Origin of the sequence: Streptomyces sp. NPDC086080, from assembly GCF_044540255.1 — a bacterium.
In the GTDB taxonomy this organism is placed as follows: Bacteria; Actinomycetota; Actinomycetes; order Streptomycetales; family Streptomycetaceae; genus Streptomyces.
In genome coordinates this window covers 171,291-192,031 of the sequence record NZ_JBITRU010000008.1, presented here as the reverse complement: position 1 = coordinate 192,031, position 20,741 = coordinate 171,291, and the positions used below count along the sequence as shown (strand labels likewise).

Below are 20,741 nucleotides of genomic sequence, written 5' to 3'. Positions count from 1 at the left end.
ACCGGGCGCGCCCCCGGCCCCGCCCCCCGAGGGGCGGGGCGCGGCGGACCGGGCCGCTGCCGGAGCCCGACGCGATCCGCCCCGCCCCGAGTCCTGCCCGACCACCGGTCCGCCCCCGCGCCCTCGTCGAGGGTCCGGCGGGCCTAGGAGGAACATGAACGCCAACGTGGCCGTGGAGAACCCCGCCGGGGTCTCCCTCTGGAACGACCCCACCGCTTCCGTCGCCGCGCGGGTCGACGCCCTGATCGGCGCGATGACCCTTCAGGAGAAGACCGCCCAGCTGTACGGCGTGTGGGTGGGCGCCTCCGACGAGGGCGGTGAGGTCGCCCCCCACCAGCACGACATGGAGGAACCCGTCGACCTCGACGCCCTGCTGCCCGCCGGGCTGGGCCAGCTCACCCGGCCCTTCGGCACGGTCCCGGTCGACGCGGCCGTGGGCGCGCTCTCGCTCGCCCGCACCCAGACCCGGATCGCCGCCTCGAACCGGTTCGGCATCCCCGCCCTCGCGCACGACGAGTGCCTGGCCGGCTTCGCCGCCTGGGGCGCGACGGCCTACCCCGTCCCGCTGTCCTGGGGCGCCGCCTTCGACCCGGACACGGTGCGGCGGATGGCCGCCGCCATCGGGCGCGACATGCGGACCGTCGGTGTCCATCAAGGGCTCGCGCCCGTCCTCGACGTGGTGCGCGACGCCCGCTGGGGGCGGGTCGAGGAGACCATCGGCGAGGACCCGTACCTCGTCGGCACCATCGGGACCGCGTATGTGCAGGGTCTGGAGTCCGCCGGGATCGTCGCCACCCTCAAGCACTTCGCCGGCTACTCCGCCTCCCGCGCCGGCCGCAACCTCGCCCCCTCCTCCGTGGGCCCGCGCGAGCGCGCCGACGTCCTGCTGCCGCCCTTCGAGATGGCGATCCTCGAGGGCGGCGCCCGGTCGGTGATGAACGCCTACACCGACACCGACGGCATGCCCTCGGCGGCCGACGAGGACCTGCTCACCGGACTGCTGCGCGACACGTGGGGCTTCGACGGCACCGTCGTCGCCGACTACTTCGCCATCGCGTTCCTGAAGACCCTGCACGGGGTCGCGGCCGACTGGGCGGGTGCCGCCGGCACGGCGCTGCGCGCGGGCATCGACGTCGAACTGCCCAACGTCAAGACGTACGGCGGGCCCCTGACCGAGGCGGTCGCCGACGGCCGGGTGCCGGAGGAACTGGTCGACCGCGCCCTGCGCCGGGTGCTCACCCAGAAGGTGGCGCTCGGCCTGCTCGACCCGGACTGGAACCCCGTACCGGCCGCCCTCGACGGGGCGGACCCGGACGACCCGGCCGCGCTGCGCGGGCGGATCGACCTGGACGGGCCGGAGAACCGTGCCCTGGCCCGCACGCTCGCCGAGGAAGCGGTCGTCCTGCTGAGCAACGACGGCACCCTGCCGCTGGACAGGCCGCGCCGCATCGCCCTGATCGGTCCCAACGCCGACGATCCCGTCGCCGTGCTGGGCTGCTACTCCTTCCCCCAGCACATCGGCGTCCGCCACCCCGGCACGCCCCACGGCATCGGGCTGCCCACGGTGCGCGAGACGCTCGCCGCCGAGTTCCCCGACGCCGAGATCACGTACGCGCGCGGCACCGGCGTCGACGACGGGGACCTCTCAGGGCTCGACGAGGCGGCGCGGGTGGCGGGCGAGGCCGACGTCGCCCTGGTGGTGCTCGGCGACCGTGCCGGGCTCTTCGGGCGGGGCACCAGCGGGGAGGGCTGCGACGCCGAGTCGCTGGCGCTGCCCGGCGCGCAGCAGCACCTGCTCGACACCCTGCTCGACCTGGGCACGCCCGTGGTGACCGTGCTGCTGGCCGGGCGGCCGTACGCCCTCGGCCGCGCGGTGGAGGAGTCCGCGGCCATCGTGCAGTCGTTCTTCCCCGGCGAGGAGGGCACGCACGCGATCGCCGGGGTGCTCAGCGGCCGCGTCAATCCCTCCGGGCGCCTCCCGGTCGGTGTGCCGCGCGGGCCCGGCTCCCAGCCGGGCACGTACCTCGGGGCGCGGCTCGCTCACGCGAGCGACGTGTCCAGCATCGATCCGACGCCCGCGTTCGCCTTCGGCCACGGCCTGTCGTACACGCGGTTCGAGTGGACCGATCTGGCGGTGGAGGCCCAGGAGGCCCCGACGGACGGGGAGTTCGCCCTGTCGTTCACCGTCCGCAACGCGGGCGGGCGGTCCGGGACGGAGGTCGTCCAGCTCTATCTGCACGACCCGGTCGCCTCCGTCGTCCAGCCGGTGCAGCGCCTCGTCGGCTACGCCCGGGTCGCGCTGGAGCCGGGCGAGGCCCGGCGCCTCGCGGTGACGGTCCCGGCCGACCTCGCCTCCTTCACCGGGCGCGACGGCCGCCGGGTCGTCGAACCGGGCGCGCTGGAACTGCGGCTGGCCGCCTCCAGCGCGGATGCGCGGCTGACGGCCGCGGTCGTGCTGACCGGGGCGGAACGCCACGTGGACCACACGCGGCGGCTGCACGCCACGATCACGCAGGAGCCGGTCGCCGACTGAACCGGGGACGCGCGGCGCACGTCACGGCGGCGCCGCGCGTCCCGCACCGGATGGCGTCCCGCCGGGTGGTGCAGCCGATCAACGGGCCGGGACTCGCAGGTCACTCCGGGTTCGTCGACCTGCTGGGGCACTCCCGGCGCCTGACCGGGCCACTTCGCGTGCCGCGCCGATGTGGAGATCGTCGTGAGCCGGGTACCGGAGGGCGAAGCGCGTGATCGCTGACACCACCCCGCGGGACGCGGCCCCGCACCGCGGGGCCGGGTACGGGGCGGCCTCAGAGCAGGCCGCGCCGGGCGAGGCTGCGCATCAGCGCTCCCACGCCGAACGTCCACGGCGCGGCCTGCTCGCTGGGCACGACGGTGTTGACCAGGGCGCCGAGTCGCGGGCTGGAGATCCGCACGATGTCGCCGTACTCGTGGGTGAAGCCGGCGCCGGGCGCCCGCCGGTCCTCGGTGGGGGCGAACAGCGTGCCGGTGAACAGGACGAAGCCGTCGGGGTACTGATGGTGCGCGCCGTGCGTGGCGGACACGAGGTCCAGTACGTCGCGGCTGATCTCGCTCAGGGAGCTGCTGCCGCGCAGGACGTAGCCGTCCGGCCCGTCGACCCGCAGGTCGATGTCGAGTGCGCGTACGGCGTCGAGGCCGAAGTCCTCGTCGAGGACGCGGACGAACGGACCGATGGCGCAGGAGGCGTTATTGTCCTTCGCGCGGGACAGCAGCAGGGCGCTGCGTCCCTCGATGTCGCGGAGGTTGACGTCGTTGCCGAGCGTCGCGCCGCGCACCCGGCCGCGCGAGTCGACGACGAGGACGGCCTCGGGCTCGGGGTTGTTCCACACGGAGGCGCCGAGTACGCCGACCTCGGCGCCGGTGCCGACCGCGGACAGCACGGGCGCCTTGGTGAACACCTCCGGGTCCGGTCCGATGCCCACCTCCAGGTACTGCGACCAGAGTCCTTCGGCGACGAGGAGTTCCTTGGCCCTGGCCGCTTCCGGTGATCCGGGGCGGATCCCGTCGAGCCTGCCGCCCACCACCTGTCCGACGCGGTCCCGTACCTTCGCGGCCTGGGCCGGGTCGCCGCCCGTGCGTTCTTCGATGACGCGTTCCAGCAGGCTGCGGGCGAAGGTGACGCCCGCCGCCTTGATCACCTGGAGGTCGACGGGGGCGAGCAGATGCGGCACGTCACGGCGGCCGGGGGGTGCCTGCAGCAGGTCGTCCAGGAGCCAGGCGCGTCCGCCGCCGGCCTCGCGGACGACGGCCGCCGCGTCGTCGCGTTCCATGAGGGCGGAGACGGTGGGTGCGAGGGCCGTCAGGTCGACGAGGTGGTCGCCGCGGACCGCGGCCACGCACGGTCCGTCCCCTTCGGGGTCGTGGACGCGCGCGACGAGGGCGGCCCGGCCGGCGTCCTCGGGCAGGACGGAGCCGGCGGTGAGGACCGGGCGGGGGCGCGCGCTTGCGGATTCCACGGTGCATGCTCTCCTGGATGCGTCCGGACGGGCTCAGTGGGAGTCGCGGGGGACCTCGTGTCCACGGCTGCCGCGCAGGAAACCGAAGTCGGCGCCCCGGTCGGCCTGTTCCACGTTCTGCGTGTAGAGCCAGGTGTAGCCGCCGGTGTACCGCTCGGCGGGTGCCCTCCACTCCTGCCGGCGCCGCGTGAGTTCGGCGTCGTCCACGTCCAGGCGCAGGGTGCGCCGGGGGACGTCGAGGACGACGGGGTCCCCGTCGCGCACCAGGGCGAGCGGACCGCCGACGGCGGCCTCGGGCGCCACGTGCAGGACCACCGTCCCGTACCCGGTGCCGCTCATCCGGCCGTCGCAGACGCGGACCATGTCGGTGACGCCGGCCTTCAGCAGCTTGGCGGGCAGCGGGACGTTGGAGACCTCGGGCATGCCGGGGTAGCCCTTGGGGCCGGCGTTGCGGATGACGATCACGGTGTTCTCGTCGATGTCGAGTTCCGGGTCGTCGGCCACCTCGTGGTAGGCCTCGGGGGAGTCGAAGACGCGCGCGGGGCCGCGGTGGGTGAGCAGGTGCGGTGACGCGGCGGACTGCTTGATCACGGCGCCGTCGGGGCACAGGTTGCCGCGGAGGACGGCGATACCGGTGCCGGCCGGCTGGAAGGGCGCGTCGAGGCCGGTGATGACGTCGGAGCCGACGCGTTCGGCGTTCCGGGTGTTCTCGGCGACGGTGCGTCCGGTGACCGTGATCTGTTCGCCGTGCAGCAGCTCGCCGCCGAGCAGCTCGGCCATGACGGCGGGCAGGCCGCCCGCGTAGCAGAAGTCCTCCATGAGGTACGTGCCACTGGGCATCAGGTTGACCAGGGTCGGCACCGCGCGGACCAGGTCGTCGAAGTCCTTCAGGTCCAGCTCGACGCCGACGCGTCCGGCGAGGGCGGTGAGGTGGATGAGGGCGTTCGTGGAGCCGCCGATGGCCGCGTTGACGCGGATGGCGTTCTCGAACGCCTCCCGGGTGAGGATCCGGGAGGGGCGCAGTTCCTCCTCCACCATCCGTACGATGCGCTGCCCCGCCGCCTGCGCGGTCTCCATCCGCCGGGAGTCGACCGCGGGCCAGGCCGCCGAGCCCGGCAGCTGCATGCCGAGCGCCTCGGCCATGCAGGCCATCGTCGAGGCGGTCCCCATCGTCATGCAGTGCCCGTGGGAACGGGCCATGCACCCTTCCGCGAAGAAGCACTCCTCCTCGGTCATCCGGCCGGTCTTCAGGTCCTCCTCGAACTTCCACACATGGGTGCCGGATCCCACGTCCTGGCCCCGGTACTTCCCGTTCAGCATCGGCCCGCCGGTGACCATGACGGCGGGCAGGTCGACGCTGGCGGCGCCCATGAGCATGGCGGGGGTCGTCTTGTCGCAGCCGGACAGCAGCACGACACCGTCGAGCGGATTGGCCCGGATCAGCTCCTCGACCTCCATGGCCATGAGGTTGCGGTACAGCATCGCGGTGGGACGCATCAGGGTCTCGCCGGTGGCCATGGTGGGAAACTGGAGCGGCAGGCCGCCCGCCTGCCACACGCCACGCTTGACGGCTTCGGCGACGTGTGTCAGATGGGCGTTGCACGGCGCGAGTTCGGAGGCACTGGTCGCGATGCCGATGACGGGACGCCCGTCGAACACCTCGTGCCCGAGTCCCTGGTTGCGCATCCAGGAGCGGTACAGCATCCCGCTGCGGCCCCGTGCGCCGAACCATGCCTGGCTGCGGCGGTTCGTCTTCTGCCCGTCGGTCATGCAGGCCCTCCCTTGACTCCGGCGTCGTCCGCTTCGCGATGGGGCGTTGTCGGGTGAGGACCCGTGGGCCGCTACCCTGTAGCGCAATCATTAAATGATTCGATGATTGGCGTCCAGGGGGTGAACAGAGATCGTGGCGCACTTCCTGACCATGCACCAGCGCGTGGTCGACGAGCTCGGGCGGCGCATCGTGGGGGGCGCGTGGGAGCCGGGCGATCCGCTGCCGGTCGAGGACGTGCTCGCGGCCGAGACCGGCGTCAGCCGGGGAGTGCTGCGCGAGGCGGTCAAGGCACTGGTGGCCAAAGGGATGCTGCACGTCCGCCCGCGCACCGGCACACGCGTGCTGCCCCCGGAGCACTGGAACCACCTGGACCGTGACGTGCTGCGCTGGAAACAGGCCGGGGACGCCACGGCCCTGCTGCGGGACACGGGCGAACTGCGCCGGATCGTCGAGCCCGAGGCGGCCCGGCTCGCTGCCGGCCGGGCCGGCCCCGACGAGGTACGGGTCCTGTACGACTCCCTGGCGGCCATGGAGGCCGCGGCGGCGGAACCCGGCCGCAGCGGCTACGTCGAGGCCGACATCGCCTTCCACCGGGCCCTGCTGGACGCCAGCGGCAACCGTCTCCTCGGCTCACTGGGCCGCGCTGTCGACATCGCACTGGAACACAGCTTCCTCATCAGCACCCGGACACCTGGCGCGGTGGAAGCCTCGCTGCCGGGTCACCGCGCCGTCGTGCGAGCCGTCGAGGCCCGCGATCCCGAGGCCGCAGCGGCCGCCGTGCTGGCCATCATCGATGCCGCCGAGGAGGAGATCACCCGGTCACCCGGAATGCCGGGTGACGCCCCGGGCGACGCCGTATGACCCGTCACGGCCGCGACCCCGCGGTGCCACGGGCAGGGCAGGGAGGTCGGCGACGCCCACGCTGAGGGAGGCGGCATCCGGCGCGTGGAACCGACGTGGGCCGCAGGGGAGTTGGTGCGGCGGCTCATCCGGACCCACGGTCCGGTGCTGCTCCGCCCGTCCAGCGGCCGCCGCGACGGCAGTGGGCCCATGTGCTCCCCGCGCGGCGAGTCCCGGGCCGGTGCCTCGGACGTCGCGCCCGGCCGGGTGGCAGGCGGCACCCCGTTCCGCGGTACTCCGTTCCTCGCCCGCGTACCGGTCGGGGTTCGGGACCGCCGGCGGGGGCGACCGGGGGCGGCCCGGCGACGTCGCCGGCCGCGTGACCGGACCGGTTCCGCGGCCAGGTGAGCACCGCGCCCGGCTGGGTGATCAGCGGTGGCGGCGGCGATCACCCGCTCATAGCTTCGGCTCATGAACAGACGTCACATCGCGTATCTCGCCTGTACCACCGCCGTCGTGGCCGCGGGGATCGGTGCAGCCCCGGCCGCCCCGTCGGTCCATCATCCGGCCGTGCACCGTGTACAGCCCGGACAGTCGATCCAGAAGGCCGTCGACGCCGCCGAACCGGGGGACACCGTCCTGCTCGCGGCCGGTACCTACAAGCAGAGCGTCGACATCACCCGCTCGGACATCACCCTGCGCGGCAGCGGTGCCGGCCGCACCGTCCTGGTGCCCGCCGCGGACCCCGGGAAGAGCGCCTGCGCCAAGGCGGGCAACGGCATCTGTGTCACCGGCACCGACAAGAAGCCCCTCAAGGACGTCACCGTAAGGGCGCTGACGGTGCGTGGCTTCGCCAAGAACGGGGTGTGGGCCACCGGGACGGAGGGCCTGAGGGTCCGGCATGTGACCGCGGAGAGGAACGGCCAGTGGGGCATCGCCGAGGAACGCTCCGTCAGCAGCGTGCTCAGTCACAACCTCGCCCGGAACAACGGCGACGCCGGACTCTTCGTGGCCAACACCGTCGACACCGAGGAGGGCGCCCGGGACGCCCGGAGGACGGTGATCGGGCACAACAGGACGGAAGGCAACCGGGTCGGCGTCACCGTACGGCGGCTGCGGAACCTGAGCGTCTCCCACAACGAGGCCACCGGCAACTGCGCCGCCGTGTTCGTGGTGGGCGACGAGTCCGCGCCGCGGGCCGGCCATCTGAACGTGACGTTCAATCACCTCCACGCCAACAACAAGTACTGCGCCAAGACGCCCCGGCTGCCCTTCCTGCAGGGCTCGGGCATCGTCCTCACCGGTGTCGAGGAGACCCGGGTGGCCTTCAACCGGGTCGAGGACAACAAGGGCACCTCCCCGCTGTCCGGCGGCGTCGTGCTGTTCAAGAGCCTCGTCGGAACGCCCAGTGAGCGCAACGAGATCCGCGACAACCTGGTCACCGGCAACAGCCCGGCCGACCTGGCCAACCGGGACACCGCCACGACCAACACGTTCAGCCGCAACACCTGCACGCTCTCCGAGCCCGCCGGCATGTGCTGACCGACCCGCCCCACCCCCGACCGCACGACAGCAGAAGCGAGGCAACGGATGACCACCGTTGAACCGGCTCCCCCGCCACCCATGCGGCTGAGGGAGCTCGTATTCGGCGCGGCGTGTGCCGCCGCCGTACGCGCGGCCGTCCGTTTGGGCGTGCCGGACGCCCTGGACGACAGCCCGCTGACCGTCGATGACCTGGCGGCCGCAGTGAAGACCCAGCCGCACACCCTGCGGCGGCTGCTGCGCGCCCTGGCCTGCCAGGGCGTCTTCGCCGAGAACCCCGACGGAACCTTCGCGCACACCGAGATGTCCCGGCTGCTGCGCGAGGACGACCCGCACAGCCTGCGCTACATCGCCCTGTGGTGTACCGAGCCGTGGACCTGGAACGTCTGGCCGCTGCTCGACGAGGCGGTGCGCTCCGGCGGCAACGTCTTCGAGGACGTGTACGACCGCGAGTTCTTCACGTATCTCAACGAATCGGCCCCCGAGTCCGCTCATGTGTTCAACCGCGCGATGACGACGTCCAGCGAGCAGTCCGCCCGTGACGTGGCCCTGCTGCTCGACCTGGACGACGCCTCCTCGGTGGTGGACATCGGGGGCGGCCAGGGGCACGTCCTGGCCGGCCTCCTGGAGCAGCACGCCCACCTCCACGGCACGCTGCTCGACCTGCCGGGCGTCGTCCAGAACGCCGACCCGCGACTGCGCGCGGGCGGTGCCCTCGCCGACCGGGTCGACGTCGTGGCGGGTGACTGCCGCGAGAAGGTACCCGTCCGGGCGGACGTGTACATCATCAAGAACGTCCTGGAGTGGGACGACGACAGCACCCGCAGGGCGCTGGCGAACGTATGTGCGGCGGCGCGGCCCGGAGCCCGCGTCGTGGTCATCGAGAACCTCGTCGACGACACCCCGTCGATGCGCTTCACCACCGCCATGGACCTGCTGCTGCTCCTCAACGTCGGCGGCGCCAAGCACACCCGGCAGAGCATGGTCGACCGGCTGACCGACGCGGGCCTCGCCATCGGCGACATCCGCCCGGTCAACGCGTATCTCCACGCCTTCGAGTGCACCGTGCCCGGCTGATCCGAGGACGACGCAACCCCGAGGCCGCCGGCCCCGCGACTGACGCGGAACCGGCGGCCTCGGGGTGTACCGGCGGTGTCGGCTCAGGAACCGGCGTCGCGCTCCCAGCGGTAGAAGCACTGCGCCATGGCGTCCTTCGGGCTCCGCCACGTGGCCGGGTCGTACGGACTGACGTAGGCCTCCAGCCGCTCGCTGATACCGCGGAACTCGGGGTGCGAGGCCAGCTTGGCGATGGCGGGCGCCGGGTCCCGCTCGGCCTCGATGAGGTGCAGGTACACGTCGTCCCCGAACTGGAAGAGGCTGCGCCGGCTGACGCCGACCAGGTGGGGGAGTTCACCCCGGTCGGAGGCGGCGAACACGTCGGCGATGTCCGGCGCCGAGCCGGGTTTCATCCGGGCGACGATGAGGGCGTGATGCATGGGGGTGTCCTTCCGTGTCCTTCCCGGACCGGCGCTCAGCGCGAGGACGCGACGGACGCGCGCTCGCTGTCGCGGGCGACCTGTTCGATCCGGTCCCGGATGAGGGCCATCTGCGTACGGGAGTTGCGGTTGATGTTGTCCGTCATCCAGTCGTCGTCGACCGGGGCGTCGGGCTTCATCGCGAAGTCCTGCGTCCAGCGCATCTCGACTCCGCCGGGCACCTCCGCGTACTCCCACAGGATGTCCATGTGGGCGAACGGCCCCGTCTCGACACGGCGGGCGCGCACCATCCGCTTCTCGCGGTCCGGCGTGCGTTCCGACACCCAGCTCCACACCTTGCCGTTCTCGTCCGGGTGCATGGTCAGGCGGAACGTCGTCGTGTCGCCCTCCCGGGAGAGGACGTCCACGGACGCGTACTCGCTGAACAGCCGCGGCCAGTTCTCCAGGTCGTTGGTCATCTCCCACACCAGGTCGAGGGGAGCGTCGATGGTGATGCTGTTCTCGGTGTGTCCGGCCACTTTTCAGGCTCCAGCCGTGAGGGTGCTGTTGACGAGGTTCAGGAACTCCCGGGGTGTCCTGCAGCGCTCCGAGTCGGGGGGCAGCGACTGCCCGTACCGGTTCTCCAGCTCGCCGACGATGCCGAGCAGACCGAGCGAGTCCAGACCGAAGGAGTCGAACGGGGACTCCGCGGCCTCCTTGAGTTCCCGGGGGGCGACGGTGATGCCGGCTGCCTGCTTCATCAGGGCTGACAGCTCGTCGAAGGTCACTTCGGTGGTGATCATGGGTGACTGCTCCTTCCCCGCCCGGATCTACCGGGCGGAATCGTCACCGCGGCGCACGACCAGCGCCGCGTTGGAGCCCATCAGTCCCCTGCTGAGGACCAGGGCGGTGCGCAGCTCGGCGGGGCGAGCGCGCGACATGACCAGATCGAGGTCGTGGCAGATGTCGAACACGTTGGGCGTCGGGGGCACCTGGCCGTGCTCCATGGCGAGCACCGCGGACACCGTGTCCAGCACGGGCGCCGCGCAGTAGGCGCGGCCGATGCCGGTCTTGGGCGCCGTGACCGGGACCCGGGTGCCGTGCGCGCCGAGCGCGTCGGCGATCGCCAGCGCCTCCGCGCGGTCCGCCTCGGGCACGCCCATGGCGTCGGCGAACACGACGTCGATCTCCTCCGGGGCACACCGCGCCTCGTCGAGGGCGCCGCGGATCGCGCGGGCGAGCCCTTCCCGGGACTCCGCCCAGCGGGAGGCCCCGGTGAACGTGGCGGCGTGGCCGGCCACGGTGGCCCGCACGGGCACCCCGCGCTCCCGGGCCCGGGCCTCGTCCTCGACGACGAGCAGCGCGCCCCCCTCGGCGGGCACGAAGCCGCAGGCCTTCTCGGTGAACGGGCGGTAGGCGCGGTCGGGGTCGTCGACGGTGCTGAGCTCGGAGTAGCCGAGCTGGCAGACCATCGAGTACGGGGCGAGGGGCGCCTCCGCGGCCCCGACGACCATGACGTCGGTGCCGCGCCGTACGGCCCGGCTCGCGTGCGCCAAAGCGTCCAGTCCGCCCGCCTCGTCGTTCGCCACCACCCCGCACGGCCCCTTGAGACCGCTGCGGATGGAGATCTGCCCGGTGCTCGCCGCGTAGAACCAGGCGATGGACTGGTACGGACCGACGAACTTGGAGCCCTTTCCCCAGAGTTTCTGCAGCTCGCGCTGGCCGAACTCGCCGCCGCCCGATCCGGCCGCGGTGACCACGCCGATCGAGAACGGCTCGGCGGGCTCACCGCCCAGCCCGGCCTCGTCGAGGGCCAGGGCGGCGGCGGCCATGGCGAAGTGGCTGAACCGGTCGGTCTGCACCAGGAACCGGTCCTCGATGAGATCCGCCGGGTCGAAGGACCGGACCTCGCCCGCCACCCGCAGCGGCAGGTGGTCGCAGCCCTCGCGGCCGATCAGGTCCAGTACGGTGAGGCCTTCGCGGACGGACTTCCAGTAGGCGTCCGTCCGCAGTCCGTTGGGCGCGATCACACCGATGCCGGTGACGGCCGCGCGCCCGGAGCGCCGATTGCTCATCGTGTCCTCCCACCCGTCCCGGACAGCAGCACCGCGGACTGGAAGCCGCCGAAACCGCTGCCGACGGAGAGCACGTGGTTCAGCTTCCGCGGGCGGGCGGTGCGCGGCACGTAGTCCAGGTCGCACTCCGGGTCGGGGGTCTCGTAGTTCGCCGTCGGCGGCACGACCTGGTGCTTCAGCGCGAGGACGCAGGCGACCACCTCGATCGCGCCGATCGCGCCCAGCGAGTGCCCCACCATCGACTTGATGGAGCTCATGGGCGTCTCATGGGCGTGCGCGCCCAGCGACCGCTTCACGGCGGCCGTCTCGTGCCGGTCGTTCTGCCGGGTGCCGGAGCCGTGCGCGTTGACGTAGTCGATCAGCGTGGGGTCGATACGGGCCTGGTCGAGCGTGGTGTCGATCGCCCGGGCCATCTCCAGTCCCTCACTGGTCAGACCGGTCATGTGGTAGGCGTTGCCGTAGGTGGCGTAGCCGCTGAGCTCGCAGAGGATCTCCGCTCCGCGGGCCCGTGCGTGCTCGTATTCCTCGAGCACGAGCACCGCCGCGCCCTCGCCCATCACAAAGCCGTCGCGGTGGGCGTCGAACGGCCGGGAGGCGTGCTCGGGATCGTCGTTGTTGGGCGACGTCGCCTTGATGGCGTCGAAGCACGCCATCGTGATCGGTGAGATCGGCGAGTCCGACGCTCCCGCGATGCAGACGTCGGCCCGGCCCTCGGCGATGGTGTGGAACGCGTAGCCGACCGCGTCGAGGCCGGAGGTGCAGCCGGTGGAGACGGTCTGCACGGGTCCCCTGGCGCCGAACCGCTCGGCGACGACCGAGGCGAGCGTGCTCGGCTGGAAGGCCGTGTGCAACTGCGGCTCGGCCTTCTCATGGTCGACGTCCCAGCGCCGGCCGCCCTCGCTGACCCGCACGTAGTCGTGCTCCAGCCGGGTCGTGCCGCCGACCGCGCTGCCCAGGGAGACCGCGGTGCGCCACGGGTCCCCGGCCTCGATGTCGAGTCCGGAGTCGCGCAGCGCCTCCCCGGCGGCGACCACGGCGAACTGCACGTACCGGTCGGCGCGCTGGCACAGCTCCGCGTCCAGCCCGTGCTCGTAGGGGTCGAAGTCGCATTCGGCGGCTATGCGCGAGCGCAGGCCCGCCGGGTCGAACAGGGTGATGCCGCGGGTCGCGGTACGGCCGGCTGCGAGGAGATCCCAGAACGCCGTCGCCCCGATGCCGCCGGGAGCGACCACACCTATACCGGTGACGGCCACCCGCCGGGTCATTTTATGGCCTCGCTCGGCTCGGCCGACCGGCCGTGCTCGGGCCCGCCGACCTTCAACTGCGGTCCGGCGACCGCGCTTTCGGTCTCCTCCGTGTCGACGTGGCCGAGGCTCGGGTGCGGCGCGAGCGGGCCCAGGTGGAACACCATGCGGGCCTCCTGGTCGCCGACGTTGCGGAAGCGGTGCCGCATGTCGACGGGGATCATCAGCCCCTGCTCGGCGCGGAGCGCGAACGGCTCGCCGTCCAGGTCCACTTCGAGCGCACCGCTGACGACGTACACGAACTCCTCGGAGTACGGGTGGTAGTGCTCGCCGATCCGCTCGCCGGGCTTGATGATGGCCAGGCCCATGAAACCACTGGTGGAGCCCACGGTGGCCGGCGTGAGCAGGGTCCTGAGGTCCCCTCCGCGCCGGCGGTTGGGTTCCGTCTCGCTCAGATCCACGATGCGTGGGTGCTGTATGGACATGGTTGATACCTCCGGGTGGGAGCGGCGGCGTCCGGGCGGACACGGCCGGGAACGTCGCCACGGTCGGCCGTCAGGAATCCGCCGAGACACGGTCGGTGACGGGCATCATGTCGGCGTGGGCCAGGAGCCGGTGCAGGGTGCGCTCCGAGTCCAGGGAGCCCTCGACGCCGATCGCGGCACCGTCCAGGAGACGCTCCAGCTCGGCGGCCTTGCCCGGGCCCTTGATGCCCAGGGCGGAGAGCGGGTCGAGATCGAGTTCACCGGTGACGTCGATCATGCGGGTCACGATGTCGCCGCGCTGGAAGACGGTGCTCGCGTACACCAGGCCGTCCGGGGCGCCGGCCGCGGCCTCGTCCTGCTGGGCGAGGAACCGGGCCATTTCCAGTCCGCGGCCGGCCAGGGCCGGGTAGTACAGCATGTGGCGTCGCAGCCCGGCGGGTTCCGGCCGGCCGGCCTCCACGTGCTGCATCGCCGGGAGCGCCGCCCGGGTGAAGAACACCCGCGCGGAGTCGGCGTCGGACAGGTCCCGGTCCTGCTCGAGATGGGTGTTGATGGCCTCTTCCACGGCCTGGACCTCGGGCTGCGCGGCCACGTGGCACAGGGCGGCCAGCAGATCGCCCTCCACCTCCACGGCCCGCACCACGCGGTTGCCGTGCATGAAGAGCGAGGTGCGGTGCAGCCGCGTGATGCCGTTGATCCGCGCCTCGGGCGCGTCGTAGTTGGCCAGGATGTCCACGACCTTGGACTCGGACCCCGGCTTGACCGTGAAGGTGAGGGCGTGACGGGTCCGGCCGGCGCCCACGCGGGCCGCCCTCTGGAGGTTCGCCCGCGCCGCCCCGGGCGCGAGCGGCTGCTCCGGGTGGGTCTCGCGCAGGACGCTGTAGCGCATCGACCGGGTGTCCCGGACGCAGCTGTGCATCGGCCGGACGATCTGGATGTGCTCCTCGCTGTTCACCCAGTCGAGGAACGGCAGGGCGCTCTCCCACTCGCTGGTGATGAGCCACTGCGAGGGGTTCTCGATCGACTGGCACAGTTGGTCACTGATGTGACCGGGGACTGACGCGACCGTGTTGCGCATGTGCTCGTACGCGTCGAGGAACTGCTCCTGGGCGCCCTCGTACAGGTCGAGCAGCAGGATCACCCGCAGCCTCGAGCCGTCGAACGCCGACTGCGAAATGCGTGCCGACTTGGTCATCCGGCGCACCTCTCCTTTGGTCGGAAGGTCAGGAACGACCGCCGTGTCCGCAGGGCCGGGGTCGCCATGTGTCGATCGTTGACGCGTCATTCCGGTGCGCGCGAGCGACACGGGGCAGGTGGGTGAACCGCGTGTCATACGGGTGCCGCCGGGACGCGGGATGCCCGGTACCGGGCATGAAATGGGGGCGTCCCTTTCCACACCCCGTCGAGGGCGACGCTGGAGGCGTTTCAATGCATCGATCGGATACGGCCGGCCGGGCGGATCACCGCACGCCGGTCCTCATCGTCGGCGGCTCCCTGGTGGGCCTGTCCATGTCCCTGTTCCTGGGACGCCTCGGCGTGCCGCACACACTCGTCGAACGCCACGCGGGCACGTCGCACCACCCCCGCGGGCGGGGGAACAACGTGCGCACCATGGAACTGTTCCGGACGGCCGGGCTGGAACAGCGCATCGGCCGGGCCGCGTCGACCCTGGCGGACAACCACGGCATCCTGCAGACCTCGAACCTGGTGGGCGACGAGGGGGAGTGGCTGCTCCAGGAGATCGACCCGGGCGGCGGCATCGCCCGTTTCAGTCCCGCCGGGTGGTGCCTGTGCAGCCAGAACGATCTGGAGCCGGTGATCCTCGAGGGAGCCCGGGAACTCGGCGGGGACCTGCGCTTCGGGACGGAGATGCTGTCCTTCGAGCAGGACGCGGAGGGCGTGACCGCGCTGGTCAAGAGCCGGGAGACCGGTGAGCACACCAGGATCCGGGCGGACTACCTCGTCGCCGCCGACGGCCCGCGCAGTCCCGTGCGCGAGGCGCTGGGCATCGGGCAGAACGGTCCGGGCGACCTGTTCCACAACGTAAGCCTCACGTTCACCTCCCGTGACCTCGCCGGCGTCGTCGGGGACCGGAGGTTCATCATCTGCTACCTCACCAACCCGGAGGCGGACGGAGCCCTGCTGCCGGTCGACAACCGGGAGCACTGGGTGTTCCACGCCCCCTGGCACCCCGAGCACGGCGAGACCCTCGAGTCGTTCACCGACGAGCGGTGCGTCGCGCACATCCGCAAGGCCGTCGGCGTGCCGGACCTCGACGTGGAGATCACCGGCCGGGCCGCCTGGCACGCCGCCGAGCGGGTCGCCGAACGGTACGGCCAGGGCCGGGTGTTCCTGGCCGGCGACTCGGCCCACGAGATGTCGCCCACCGGGGCGTTCGGCTCCAACACCGGCATCCAGGACGCCCACAACCTCGCCTGGAAGCTGGCCGCCGTGCTCGGCGGCTGGGCCGCGCCCGGTCTGCTGGAGTCCTACGACGCCGAACGGCGCCCCGTCGCGGAGGCGACCAGCGCCCGCGCCTCCTCCCGCTCGAGCGAGCACAGCCACCCCGGCTACACACCCGCCGGCGGTCCCGGCGGTCCCGGCGGCGGTGGTCCCGGCGGTCTGGGGGGTCCCGGTGCTGCTGGTCCCGGAGGTCCCGGGGGCGGTCCCGGTGGTCCGGGTGGGCCCGGTGCCGCTGGTCCTGGTGGCCCCGGTGGTCCCGGTGCTGCTGGCCCAGGAGGTCCCGGGGGCCGTCCCGGTGGTCCCGGTGGCGGTGGTCCTGGTGGGCCTGGTGGGCCCGGTGGCCGCAAGGGGGGCATCCTCAACGTGGCGCTGGCGTACCGCTATCCGCGCGGCGCCGTCCTGGGCACCGATCCCGCGATGCCGGTCGTCCCCGACGGCGTCGTGCTGAACGGCGAGCCCGGCAGCCGCGCCCCGCACCTCTGGCTGGACCGGGCCGGTACCCGCGTCTCCACCCTCGACCTGTACGAGCGGTCGCTGGTGCTGCTCAGTGCGGAGCACGGCCCCTGGCAGGCCGCGGCCGTCGAGGTGGCCGCGCAGCTGTCCGTACCGCTCGACGCCTACCGGATCGGCGACGGACCCCACGCCGACCTGACCCCCGAGCCCGACACGGACTGGGCCGGCGCCCACGGCATCACCGAGGACGGCGCGGTCCTGGTCCGCCCCGACGGCTTCGTCGCCTGGCGCCATCCGGCGCGCCCGGCCGACGCGGCGAAGACCTTGCGCGAGGCGATCGAAACGATCCTGAGCCGTCCCTGACGTGACCGGCGGGGGGGGCGTCGGGTCCGCCGCTCACGAACCGCCGATGCCGCCCTGGCGGCCCCGTTCCGACTTGGCCAGATGCTGTTCGAAGCGCTGGAGCGCGGGGCCGTCGACGTCCCAGGGCCAGGAGGTGACCATGCCCTGGAGGGCCTGGAACACGGGGTGGGCGTCGGCGGCGCGTCCGGCGGCGCACAGCGCGTACGCCAGGACGTTCAGGTCGGCCGGCGCCGCAGCGTGCTGGAAGAACCCCGGCTTCGGCCACAGGGCGGCCGCCTGCTCCAGCGCCCCCGCGATCTGCCCGCCCTCCCACAGCTGTCCTGCGGTCATGGCCCGTACGCCGCCCTGCGCCAGCAGTCCCTGGTACTGGCGGACGGCCGCGGTCAGCTCCACCGCCGCACAGGGCGCGTTGGCCGGGATCCGGGTGCGCACCACGTCGACGAAGTCGAGCACGGCCGCACTGGAGCCGCCTTCCTCCGGTGACAGATAGGCGAGCATCTGCAGATACGCCTCACGGTGCCAGCGGTCGCGTCCGGTGGCCTCCCGCCAGACGGCGTTGACGTCGTTCTGGCTGTACCGCTCGATCCGTGACACACCGATCAGGACGACCCACGGCAGGGGGTCCTCCGGACGCAGTTCGGCGGCCTGATGACACTGGGAGACCAGTTGTCCGGCGTCCTCCAGCTGCCCGTCCCGCAGTCCGCGCGCCAGCTGGGACCAGGCGTGGAACACCAGGGCGTCGGGGTGGTCCGGCTCCCTGGCCACCCAGGCGGATCCGATCCCGGTGTCCACCGTCGCCTCGGCCAGAACGGATGCCCGGTGGCTGCGGCGGTCCCAGTCGTCCCCTGTCTCCTCCAGCAGGGTGGCGACGAGCGTCAGGTCAACCGCTTTCGCGCTTCCCTCCCGCTTGCTCAACTTCCCTATTACGCGTGTGAGTTCGGTGTCTTCAAGGGGCAAGGAGATGCGGGGCCGTCTGCTGGTGCGACTGCTGAAGAGGGACATGTGCGAAGACTAGGAACTGCGGATGCCCCAGTAACCCGGACGGGGTGATCGTTATCGATCTGGCCCTTACCGCCGGTCGGCCGGGCAGACCGGGGCGGGGCCGGACATCTCGTCGGCCCCGCCCCGTTGTTCCGCCCGCGCGGCAGCGAACCGTGCGATCAGGCCTGCGGCGCCGGGTACGTCGGGTACTCCACCCCGGAGTGGGCCTGACCTGCGTCGAGTGAGCCAAAGGCTGCTGCGACCTGGAGTTTAAGCGTTTCTGGGTGTTTCTCGATGTTCCGCGATCTTTCGCGCCTAAACCCCCTGAGAACCCCCCGCGGTAGCGGGGACCCCCTAAGAACTCCCTCAGATCACCCTCCCAGATAGGGCTGTGAGCTGCGAAAATAGTAATCCCCTTACGTCATATGGCACACAGGTAACGCCCTCCCGTCGCAGCCGGGGTACGCTGCCGCCTGGCCTTCCCACAGGTGCGGCACGGCCCGCTCCGTCGGCAGAATCGGGTCCGAGCAGGCCCCACACACCGGCTGGGGCTGACCGGCGTCGGTGGTGGTTTCCTCGTGCGCGGTCCGGCGGCCGTGGGAGACCCAGTACCTGCTGCCCCGGCAGTACGTGCACCCGGCGATGTAGGCCTGCCAGCCGTACCTGGTGGTGAGCCAGTTGTACCGGACCCAGTAGCGGTCGGAACAGCCCCGCGGGGTCACGTCGAGCGCTTGCAGGTCAGTGGCGGCCGGGCCTGGGCTCCCGCCGCACCAGGCGCTCGCCGAGCCCTCCGCCCCGCTCCTCCGTAAGCCGGGCGGGGGCATCAGTATCAAGACCAGCCGCCGCGAACACCAGGCGCGGGCAACCATGTGGCACTCGCGAGGCGTATCGGAGAGGGCGCTGAAGCCGCTGCCGCCCACGCTCGCCTGAAGCGGCTGGTTGAGCAGCGGCTGCCTCGGACAGAGGAGGAGGATCGGGATGCGCGGCAGCGCCTGGCTCCGCCGTACGATCGACACTGTTGGCGAATCCTGGGGCTGAACGTGACGTCCGCCCTCGCGACCCCGTTGTGGTCGTGAGGGGTCGACGTTGCGTTTGGGGAGGGTGTCGGTGTCGTTGCACGCCAGGATGGTCGACGGGGTTCCTGAGGAGACGGCCCGGGTAGCGCGGGCTGCGTACCCGAAGGGCAGCCTGGCGATGCGAATCCGTGACGAGCTGGGCGAATTGTTTTCGGACGCGGACTTCGTCGACCTGTATCCGAGCAGGGGGAAGCCGGCGTGGTCGCCGGGCCGTCTGGCGTTGGTGTCAGTCATGCAGTTCGCCGAGGGTCTGTCCGACCGGCAGGCCGCGGACGCGGTCCGCGGGCGGCTGGACTGGAAGTATTTGTTGGGGGCTGGAGCTGGCCGATCCGGGCTTTGATCACTCGGTGCTCACCGAGTTCAGGGACCGGCTGATCTCGGGAGACTCCGGGATCAAGCTCTTGGACCAGGTCTTACAGGCCGCCGCGAAGCACGGCTTGCTCAAGGCCGGCGGCCGGGCCCGCACGGATTCCACGATCGTGCTGGCTGCCGCGCGGCAGATCAACGGCTTGGTGCGGCTCGGTGAGACCCTGCGGGCCGCGTTGAACAGCGTGGCCGCCCACAAGCCGGAGTGGCTGGCCAGATGGGTACCGTCCGACTGGTTCGACCGGTACGCGATCCGGTTCGAAGACACCCGTCTGCCCAAGGGCAAAGCCAAGCAGGCGGCGAAGCCTTCTCCCAAGCCGACTTCACCATCGACTGGGACAACCGGCGGGTGACCTGCCCCAACGGCAAGACCAGCACCAGTTGGCGGGAAGAGCGCTCCCAGTACGGGGCGGCCGTGGTCCGGGCACGGTTTTCGATGACTGCCTGCCGTCCCTGCAAGGATCGTGAGCAATACACTCGCGCCGGCACGAAGTCCGACATCAGCCGCCGGCTCACCCTCCGCCCCCAGACGGAGCAGGAGGTGATCCAGCAGGCCGGTGTCGAAGGCACCATCTCCCAGGGCGTCCGGGCTTTCGGCCTGCGACGATGTCGGTATTCCGGCCTTGCAAAGGCCCGGTTACAGCACCAGCTCACCGCCACTGCGATGAACTTCCACCGCCTCAACGCCTGGTGGACCGACATCCCACGAGCCCTCACTCGCACATCGCACCTGGCAGCCCTCCGGCTTGCCGAGTAGAACTCGACAGGCCGGAATCGAGACCAGCGGGCCGGATTCGCCAACAGTGTCTACGATCTGCCGGACGCGGACGCATTGCTGAGTGTTCAGGCGCCTGCAAAGCGGAGGTGGCGTCAGGGGTAGGCCGCTCGTCGCTCCGCGCTCACAACGGTAGGGGCCGGCAACTTGGTGCGGCCCTTCGGAATCTTCCGGTGCTAGGCCTTCGCACGGCGGCCGCGGAGCGGCTCGGCCGGCCGGTGCTCGACCGTTGTGCCGCGGTGGGAGGGCTTGTCTTCAGCCATCCGCTTGGCCTCCCACGCCTCGACCTCGGAGAGCGGGAAGAGCACTTGGATTCCGCTCTTGAAGCCCTTCGGGGCGCGGCCTCGATGGCGGCGGATTCGGATGCCATTCGGGGTGGTCTTCCAGCGCTTGGCCAGATCGGCGACGGTGAGGTGGGGGGAGGTCTCGGCCGGGGGGCTGGTCATGGGATGCCTCGGTTTCGGTGTCGGTGGATCTTGGCGATCATGGCCCAGGTGTGGCGCCGGTTGTGGAGCTCTTCAGTGATGAGCCGAAGCACGATGGGGTTGAGGTTGGCCTGGTTCCTCTCGATGCGTAGTGATCCTGGACAACGCGAATGGCGATGATGGCGAGTCGGTTCCCGGTGCATGCCAAGTTGTCACGAATAGCGTCTTCTCGGCTCACCTATCAAAGCTTATCCAAGAAGCCTATCGAATTGTGCGTCAACTAGTCAATCAAGTCTATTGTTGTCCAATGTGAGTCACTACTTGCCTGTTGGTCTGCCGCCACTCAGGCGCGGGTCGATAGCGGCTGGACTGTCGTAATTCATCGTGTACGACATACTTGTGATGCCCCTGT

General features: G+C 71.6%; 17 protein-coding genes and 1 pseudogene. 7 read left to right on the top strand and 11 right to left on the bottom strand.

Features of this window, described 5'->3' with window-relative positions; genetic code table 11:
* Nucleotides 1-154: 154 nt before the first annotated feature.
* Nucleotides 155-2,533, top strand: a complete 2,379-nt coding sequence (locus tag ACIF9R_RS13125) for a glycoside hydrolase family 3 N-terminal domain-containing protein (RefSeq protein ID WP_399978318.1) — start codon at nt 155-157, stop codon at nt 2,531-2,533.
* Nucleotides 2,534-2,807: 274 nt separating this feature from the next.
* Here ACIF9R_RS13125 and ACIF9R_RS13120 read toward each other — a convergent pair whose 3' ends face one another.
* Both ACIF9R_RS13120 and ACIF9R_RS13115 read right to left on the bottom strand, forming a co-directional pair.
* Nucleotides 2,808-3,995 (bottom strand): fumarylacetoacetate hydrolase family protein, encoded by a 1,188-nt coding sequence (locus tag ACIF9R_RS13120; protein WP_399978315.1) that lies wholly within the window; start codon nt 3,993-3,995, stop codon nt 2,808-2,810.
* Nucleotides 3,996-4,028: 33 nt separating this feature from the next.
* Nucleotides 4,029-5,765: an IlvD/Edd family dehydratase gene (locus ACIF9R_RS13115; protein WP_399978312.1), complete on the bottom strand. Its 1,737-nt coding sequence runs from the start codon at nt 5,763-5,765 to the stop codon at nt 4,029-4,031.
* A gap of 151 nt (nt 5,766-5,916) precedes the next feature.
* Here ACIF9R_RS13115 and ACIF9R_RS13110 point away from each other — a divergent pair, with 151 nt between their 5' ends.
* The 4 genes from ACIF9R_RS13110 (at nt 5,917) to ACIF9R_RS13095 (ending at nt 9,225) form a co-directional block, all read left to right on the top strand.
* A complete protein-coding gene (locus ACIF9R_RS13110; RefSeq protein WP_399978556.1) occupies nt 5,917-6,627 on the top strand; it encodes a FadR/GntR family transcriptional regulator in 711 nt (236 codons plus the stop codon).
* 84 nt (nt 6,628-6,711) lie between these two features.
* Nucleotides 6,712-7,014: a DUF779 domain-containing protein gene (locus tag ACIF9R_RS13105; protein WP_399978310.1), complete on the top strand. Its 303-nt coding sequence runs from the start codon at nt 6,712-6,714 to the stop codon at nt 7,012-7,014.
* A 63-nt stretch (nt 7,015-7,077) separates the two neighbouring features.
* Entirely contained in the window at nt 7,078-8,148 is a 1,071-nt protein-coding gene (locus tag ACIF9R_RS13100; protein WP_399978307.1) for a nitrous oxide reductase family maturation protein NosD, read from the top strand.
* A 48-nt stretch (nt 8,149-8,196) separates the two neighbouring features.
* Nucleotides 8,197-9,225, top strand: coding sequence for a methyltransferase (locus tag ACIF9R_RS13095; RefSeq protein WP_399978304.1), 1,029 nt, complete (start codon nt 8,197-8,199; stop codon nt 9,223-9,225).
* Between the two features lie 83 nt (nt 9,226-9,308).
* Here the strand turns inward: ACIF9R_RS13095 and ACIF9R_RS13090 are convergent, their stop codons facing one another.
* From ACIF9R_RS13090 to ACIF9R_RS13060, 7 genes are all read right to left on the bottom strand, one after another.
* Nucleotides 9,309-9,644, bottom strand: coding sequence for a TcmI family type II polyketide cyclase (locus tag ACIF9R_RS13090; protein WP_399978301.1), 336 nt, complete (start codon nt 9,642-9,644; stop codon nt 9,309-9,311).
* Between the two features lie 35 nt (nt 9,645-9,679).
* A complete protein-coding gene (locus tag ACIF9R_RS13085) occupies nt 9,680-10,162 on the bottom strand; it encodes an SRPBCC family protein (protein ID WP_399978299.1) in 483 nt (160 codons plus the stop codon).
* 3 nt (nt 10,163-10,165) lie between these two features.
* Complete coding sequence (locus ACIF9R_RS13080) at nt 10,166-10,426, bottom strand: acyl carrier protein (protein ID WP_399978297.1); 261 nt, start codon at nt 10,424-10,426, stop codon at nt 10,166-10,168.
* 27 nt (nt 10,427-10,453) lie between these two features.
* Nucleotides 10,454-11,698, bottom strand: coding sequence for a ketosynthase chain-length factor (locus ACIF9R_RS13075; RefSeq protein WP_399978294.1), 1,245 nt, complete (start codon nt 11,696-11,698; stop codon nt 10,454-10,456).
* Complete coding sequence (locus ACIF9R_RS13070; RefSeq protein ID WP_399978291.1) at nt 11,695-12,963, bottom strand: beta-ketoacyl-[acyl-carrier-protein] synthase family protein; 1,269 nt, start codon at nt 12,961-12,963, stop codon at nt 11,695-11,697. The genes ACIF9R_RS13075 and ACIF9R_RS13070 overlap by 4 nt, the downstream gene beginning before the upstream one ends.
* Nucleotides 12,960-13,427 carry a cupin domain-containing protein gene (locus ACIF9R_RS13065; protein ID WP_399978288.1) on the bottom strand — a complete coding sequence of 156 codons (468 nt, stop codon included), beginning with the start codon at nt 13,425-13,427 and terminating at the stop codon, nt 12,960-12,962. The genes ACIF9R_RS13070 and ACIF9R_RS13065 overlap by 4 nt, the downstream gene beginning before the upstream one ends.
* Before the next feature lie 70 nt (nt 13,428-13,497).
* Nucleotides 13,498-14,622, bottom strand: a complete 1,125-nt coding sequence (locus ACIF9R_RS13060) for a SchA/CurD-like domain-containing protein (protein WP_399978285.1) — start codon at nt 14,620-14,622, stop codon at nt 13,498-13,500.
* A gap of 233 nt (nt 14,623-14,855) precedes the next feature.
* Between ACIF9R_RS13060 and ACIF9R_RS13055 the strand changes: the two genes are divergently transcribed.
* Nucleotides 14,856-16,706, top strand: coding sequence for an FAD-dependent oxidoreductase (locus tag ACIF9R_RS13055; protein ID WP_399978283.1), 1,851 nt, complete (start codon nt 14,856-14,858; stop codon nt 16,704-16,706).
* 33 nt (nt 16,707-16,739) lie between these two features.
* Here the strand turns inward: ACIF9R_RS13055 and ACIF9R_RS13050 are convergent, their stop codons facing one another.
* Nucleotides 16,740-17,621 (bottom strand): hypothetical protein, encoded by an 882-nt coding sequence (locus ACIF9R_RS13050; protein WP_399978280.1) that lies wholly within the window; start codon nt 17,619-17,621, stop codon nt 16,740-16,742.
* A 1,191-nt stretch (nt 17,622-18,812) separates the two neighbouring features.
* Here ACIF9R_RS13050 and ACIF9R_RS13045 point away from each other — a divergent pair.
* Nucleotides 18,813-19,886, top strand: a pseudogene (locus tag ACIF9R_RS13045) (transposase).
* Between the two features lie 194 nt (nt 19,887-20,080).
* Here the strand turns inward: ACIF9R_RS13045 and ACIF9R_RS13040 are convergent.
* Complete coding sequence (locus ACIF9R_RS13040; protein WP_399978277.1) at nt 20,081-20,350, bottom strand: DNA-binding protein; 270 nt, start codon at nt 20,348-20,350, stop codon at nt 20,081-20,083.
* Nucleotides 20,351-20,741: the final 391 nt, after the last annotated feature.